The organism is Hymenobacter agri (assembly GCF_054778495.1).
On the sequence record NZ_BAAGZM010000246.1, the window covers coordinates 1 to 5,991 of the forward strand.

The 5,991-nt window shown below is 60.6% G+C and carries 3 protein-coding genes and 1 pseudogene; 2 read left to right on the plus strand and 2 right to left on the minus strand.

Annotated elements, in window-relative coordinates:
* Nucleotides 1-621: STAS domain-containing protein (locus tag ACYVDE_RS12815; RefSeq protein ID WP_460501938.1), on the plus strand; the 621-nt coding region annotated here is incomplete at its 5' end.
* A gap of 53 nt (nt 622-674) precedes the next feature.
* Nucleotides 675-1,406: a tetratricopeptide repeat protein gene (locus ACYVDE_RS12820; RefSeq protein WP_460501939.1), complete on the plus strand. Its 732-nt coding sequence runs from the start codon at nt 675-677 to the stop codon at nt 1,404-1,406.
* A 199-nt stretch (nt 1,407-1,605) separates the two neighbouring features.
* On the opposite strand, the gene ACYVDE_RS12825 is transcribed toward ACYVDE_RS12820, so the two are convergent.
* Together ACYVDE_RS12825 and gltD are read right to left on the minus strand one after the other, a co-directional pair.
* Nucleotides 1,606-5,079 carry an Ig-like domain-containing protein gene (locus ACYVDE_RS12825; RefSeq protein ID WP_460501940.1) on the minus strand — a complete coding sequence of 1,158 codons (3,474 nt, stop codon included), beginning with the start codon at nt 5,077-5,079 and terminating at the stop codon, nt 1,606-1,608.
* Between the two features lie 669 nt (nt 5,080-5,748).
* Nucleotides 5,749-5,991, minus strand: a pseudogene (gene gltD / locus ACYVDE_RS12830) (glutamate synthase); the annotation flags it as partial.

Consider the following 5,991-nt stretch of genomic DNA (forward strand, 5'->3'; position numbering starts at 1 on the left):
GGCGTGGTGGCGGCCGTAGCGCTGGCCCTGTTCGTGGTGGTGGGCGCACCCGTGATTGAGCGGCTGCCGCTGGCCGCGCTGGTGGGCGTGATGTTCATGGTCGTCATCGGCACGTTCGAGTGGGCCAGCCTGCGCATCCTGCGCCGCATGCCCCGCACCGACGTGCTGGTGATGCTGCTCGTGACGCTCGTGACGGCCATTTCGCAGAACCTGGCGCTGGCCGTGCTATTGGGCGTCATCGTGTCGGCCCTGGCTTTTGCCTGGGAAAACGCCAAGCGCATCCGTGCCCGCCACCACCTCGACGCGGCCGGCGTGAAGCACTACGAAATCTACGGCCCGCTCTTTTTCGGCTCGGTGCAAGCCTTCGGCGAGAAATTCGACGTGGCCCGCGACCCGGCCGAAGTCGTGGTGGATTTCCGCGAAAGCCGCGTGGCCGATATGTCGGCCATCGACGCCCTCCACAAGCTCACCGAGCGCTACCACCGCGCCGGCAAAACCCTGCACCTGCGCCACCTCAGCCCCGACTGCCGCCAGCTGCTCAGCAACGCCGGAGCGCTGATTGAGGTGAATGTGGCGGAAGACCCGCAGTACGCCGTGGTGGGCGAGGAGCGGGCGGGTTAGCAACCCAATTGCTTTACATTTAGCGTACTGGCAACCTGAGATGCAGTACAACAATGAATAAGCCTAATGCAACTGTATATGAGCTTGCGAAAAGTGGAGATATGGAATCTCACTGTCTTCTCGCCGAATACTATCTGGAGACAGATAGTAAGTGTGCTAATATTTGGCTGAAGTGCGCAGCAGAGCAAAATAATAGTTGGGCCCAATACCAATTAGGATTGGCTTACGCAGAAGGAAATGGATGCAGAAAGAATTTGAATAAAGCCCGGTATTATTACGAATTGTCAGCCAAACAAGGCTTTGATAGTGCGCAGCTGAATTTGGGAATAATACTGGCCAACCTCAAAGGTGAAGCTAGGGACTTACCCCAAGCGGTTAAGCTATTCGAGCTTGCGGCGAAACAGGGCAATAAGAATGCGTGCTTCAACTTGGGATACTATTATGACATTGGTCGCTATTTCCAAGAAGATAAAAAGCAGGCTTACCGCTGGTATTTAAAAGCTGCTAATCTTGGTGAGATAGAATCCTGTAGATTGGTTGGATACTTTCTTCACGAAGGCGTTGGTGTAAAGAAGAACTTTAAAAAAAGTGCTTCTTATTACACTATAGCAGCTGAAAATGGCGACAGTTATGCTCAGTATAATCTTGGCCTCTGCTACTGTGATGGTGAAGGAGTTGTTAAAAATGCCAAGCAAGCGGAATATTGGTTTAAAAAAGCAGCGGAACAGGGGCACAAGTCTGCTAAAAATAGGCTAGTTGAGATGGGAGAAAAGGCACATTCATAATCTGCTCCTCCCAACCAGTTCCACTGCATTCTTGCTCGGCAGCGTGGTCTTGCCCATTACATCTACCTGCTTCACGGCCTCCCGAGATGACCCAGACAACCAGCGACTAGCCGCAACGCACGTCGCCGGCCACCAAAACCCAAAAAGCCCCAGCCGAAGAATCGGCCGGGGCTTTTTGCAATCAGTATCTCTAGTAACTCTAGCGGCTAATGACCAGGCGCTTGGTGAGGACGGTGTTGTCGGTGCTCACTTTCACCAGGTAGATACCGTTGGCCAGTGACCCGGCCGCGATGTCGACCGACACTAGCTGGCCGCTGGCGGCTCGGCCGCTGCTCAGGACGCTAATCCGGGCGCCTTTCATATCGTAGAGGGCCACGGTGTAGGCGCTGGGTTGCGCCATGCTGAACGACAATACGGCGCTGCCCTGGCCCAGCGGGTTGGGGTGCAGGGTGCCCGTGGCCAGCGCCGCGGCGGTAGCAGTAGCCGTGGCCACGCTGCCGCAGCTGGTGCCCACGATGTAGGTATGCGGGTTGGCGGCCGAGTTGCTCTGCGGACCGTTGGGGCCCACCTGGTAGGTGAAGTACACGCTCGTTACCACGCCGTTGGCAATGGCTTTGGTGAAGGTGAAGTCGCCGGCGGCATTCCGTACCATGGTATAGCCGGGGTAGGCGCCCACGTTGCCTTCGCGCAGGTAGATGATAGCCAGGTTGCCGCCCGCCGTCGCGCCCAGCGGGTGGAAAGTATAGGTCACGTCGGGGCCGACGGTGACGGCGCGGTAGCTGTACTCGGCCGTGACGGCGCAGGAGCCGTCGGTGCTGCGCACCTGCACCGTGACCGGGGCCGAGGTAGTGGTGGTGCCGCTGTTGTCGGTGGCCACGGCCGTGAGGATGTAGGTGCCGGTGGCCACGCCCGTCCAGGCGTAGGTGTAGGGCGCGGTAAGGGCTTCACCCAGCTTGGTGCTGCCCTGGTAGAACTCCACTTTGGTGATGGTGCCGTCGGCATCGGCGGCGGTGGCGGCGATGTTGATGGTAGTCGGGGCCGTGAAGGCCGAGGTGGCCGTGGGCGAAGTCAGGCTCACGGTGGGCGGAGCGTTGTTGGGGCCGCCGCCGGTGCACACCGTGCCCACGGTGTAGCTGTGCGGCGCGTTCTGGGTGTTGTGCTGCGGGCCGCCCGCACCTACTTCATACGTGAAGTAAAAGCTTGTGACCACGCCGCTGGCAATGGGCCGGGTGAAGGTGAAGTCGCCGGCCGCGTTGCGCACCATGGTATAGCCGGGGTAGGCCCCCATGCTGCCCTCCCGAATGAAAATGATGGCCAGGCTGCCGCCCGCCGTCGCGCCCAATGGGTGGAAGGTATAAGTAACATCGGGGCCGCTGGTGAACACCTCGTAGCGGTATTCACCGTTGGCGGCCGTGTTCACGCACGGAATGGCCGCCACGGTGAGGGCCACGGCGGCCGAAGTGGTGGCGTAACCATCCACGGCCGTAGCCTTAGCCGTGAGCGAGTACGCGCCCGGCCCGATGTTGGCCCAGGCGTAAGAATAAGGTGCGGTGAGGTCTTCGCCCAGCTTAGTGCTGCCCGCAAAGAATTCCACCTTGGCAATGGGGCTGTTGGTGTCGGCCGCGTCGGCCGTGATGGTGAGGCTGGCCGGGGCCGTCAGGCTGGTGCCGCTGGCCGGGGCCGTGATGCTGACCGTGGGCACAATGGGGTCGGCCACGGCAATGCTGGTGGCCGCCGAAGTGGCGCTGAGGCCGCCGGTATCAGTGGCGCGGGCCGTGATGCTGTAGCTGCCCACCGGCGCGCCAGCCCAGGTGTAGCTGTAGGGCGCGGTGAAGTCGGTGGCCAGCAGCGTGCTGCCCTGGAAAAACTCCACCTTATAAATGCCGCCGCCGGCATCGGTCGCATCGGCGCTGAGAGTGATGCTGGCCGGCGTGAGGAAGCTGGCGTTAGCCGCGGGGGCGGTCAGGCTCACGGTGGGGGCGGTGTTGCCGGCCGCCGTCACGTACACCGTCACGGGGCTCGACGTGGTGGTGGCGCCTTCATCATCAGTAGCTTTCGCCGTGAGAACGTAAACGCCGGCCGGCGCGCCGGTCCAGGTGTAGCTGTAGGGTGCGGCGGTGGCCTCGCCCAGCTTGGTGCTGCCCTGATAGAATTCCACTTTGCTCACGGTGCCGTTGGCATCGGCCGCCGTGGCGGTGAGGGTGAGGCTGGCGGGCAACGTGACAATGGCGTTCGGGGCTGGGGCTGTCAGGCTCACGGTGGGGGGCGGGTTGGCCGCCACGCCGCCGGTGTAGCGTACGTCGTCGAAGTAGAAGTCGGCCGGGCCGGTGGCCGGGTCGCCGGCAAACATAAACAGGCCGTTCATCGACACCAGGTCGATGTGCATGCCCATATTGGGCTGGTTGAAGGTGCTGAGCGGAATGGTTATCTCGTGCCAGTTGCCGTCGCGCACCAGGCCGTACTGGGTCGAGCCGGCCGGGAAATTCACCCAGCTCTCGCCATGGCCGCTTTTCACGCCCACCTTAAACTGCCCGGCATAGGTCGTCTTGAACTGAAACTTCAACGAGCCATTGGCGAAGTTGCCCAGGTTTTTCACCGCGTTGTCCACGCCCATCCCGAACCAGTCGCCGGCGTTGGCGTGCACGGCCAGCACGTTCGCGCCCTCGAAGGGTACCGGGGCGGGCGTGGTGATGTTGGTAAGGTTGTTCCAGTAGTAGAGGTTGGCATCCGTGCCGTCGAAGGCCAGCTTATCGGTGATGGTGGGACGGTCCGACAGCACGCCGTAGTCGCCGGCAAAGGCATGGTTTTTACCGATATATAGCTCGTCGCCGGGGTTCTGGTAGAGGCGCAGGTAGTCGACCAGCATGGCCGATGGCAGCGGGGCCGTGATGTCGCCGGGGTTCATCTTGCCCGTGTACACGCCGCCTACGGCCAGGTTCAGCAGCACAAACTCGGGCCGGTGAAACTCCTCCATGTCAGGGTCGGTGATGTTCTGGCTGAAATACTGCACGTTATCAATGAATACCTTGATTTCGGTGGCCGTCCACTGCAGCTTGTACACGTGGTAGGCATCGGTGAGCGGGGTGGTGCTCTGGTGCAGCTGGCTCACGAAATCGTGCGCGCCGTTGTGCTGCCAGTGCAGGGCCGCGCCGGCCCAGTTGTTCACGTTGCTGGGGTAGGAAGCCGCGCTGCCCATTTCCATCATGTCGATTTCGCCGCTGGCGGGCCACTGGCCGGTCGCGCCCAGCATCCAGAAAGCCGGCCACAGTCCGTTCTGCAGGTTCGTTACCTTGATGCGGGCTTCCAGGGTGCCGTATTTGAAGTGCATGCGGCCCAGCGTTTTCAGGCGCGCCGAGGTAAAGCTCTTGCCCTGAAAGTTTTCGCGGCGCGCTTCAATGCGCAGGTTGCCGTTGTCGATGCGGGCGTTGTCGGGGCGGCTGGTGTAGTATTCCAGCTCCTGGTTGCCCCAGCCGCAGAGGTTGCGCTCGCAGCCATCGCCGAAGTCGAACGTCCACGTATCGGGGTCGATGGTCGTCCCGTTGAAGTTCTCTTCCCAGACCAGGGTTTGGGCCGAAGCGGTGCGGGTGCCGAGGCCTGTCAGTAGCAGTAGCAACAGCAGCCACCGGCCGGCGTTACGCGTGGGGTTGGTGGTATGGGGGACTAAGTTTGTCATGTAAATGCGGGTGGGAATTGGAATGAAAAGACCGGGAAATTTTATTTGGCCGTCGGAAAAAAAACTTGCCCGACGACTGAGAAATGACTTCACGAAGAGGTAGCGGGTGCGCTGATTCTGGCTGATGAGTTGGTTGTGGGTGTTTATAAATATTCCGATTTGTTGCGTCTGATGTGTATAAGCTTGTGTTGAAACGGTTGTTCGGATTTGAAAGCAAAAGCGCCTATTCGGAGGATTTGGCAGGCTTTATATCAGGTCTTGTGCGTGTGTGGTAAGCGTATGCCTGCGTGCAGAGTTGAATTATTTTGACTTGGGCCGTTCTTCTAAGATAGGTCTAAAAGGCAGTGAAAGCGTCTTCTGAGCGGCCCTGTCGCTCTTGCCCAGGCAGTTTCGCAGGCCGGTGGAGTAGGGGCAGGGCTTGCCCCCGCCCGTGGGTAAACGGTATCGTTCGGGCAGCCCAGACGTCCGGGCAGGGGCAAGTCCTGCCCCTGCCTCGGCCGACTTCGCAGCCATACCAGACCCATTAGGCAAGCCCACGAAAAAGCCCTGACACTGAAAAGTGTCAGGGCTTTTTCTTTTGCAAACCGAAGCTTGTCACATTATCTAGCTAGTCGCTGAGAGAGGAAGGATTACCGCGCTTCACTTCGTTGCGCTCGTAATGACAAAAGGCTACGCGAACATGCCCACCGCATTTTTGCTCGGCAGGGCCGTCTTACCCGTTAGGAACAAATCGACCTCCCGCGCCGCCTCGCGGCCTTCCGAGATGGCCCAAACCACCAGCGACTGCCCGCGGCGCATGTCGCCGGCCACGAACACGTTGGGACGGGAAGTGCGGTAGGCGCGCTCGTCGGCGCGCACGTTGCCGTAGTCGTCCAGGGCCAGCTCCAGCTCCGCCACTAGGCCCGACACGCG

What these genes read in the sequence shown, in the direction of transcription:
- ACYVDE_RS12825 (WP_460501940.1), bottom strand. Translation starts at nt 5,079, where the DNA reads ATGACAAACTTAGTCCCCCATACCACCAACCCCACGCGTAACGCCGGC.
- ACYVDE_RS12820 (WP_460501939.1), top strand. Translation starts at nt 675, where the DNA reads ATGAATAAGCCTAATGCAACTGTATATGAGCTTGCGAAAAGTGGAGAT.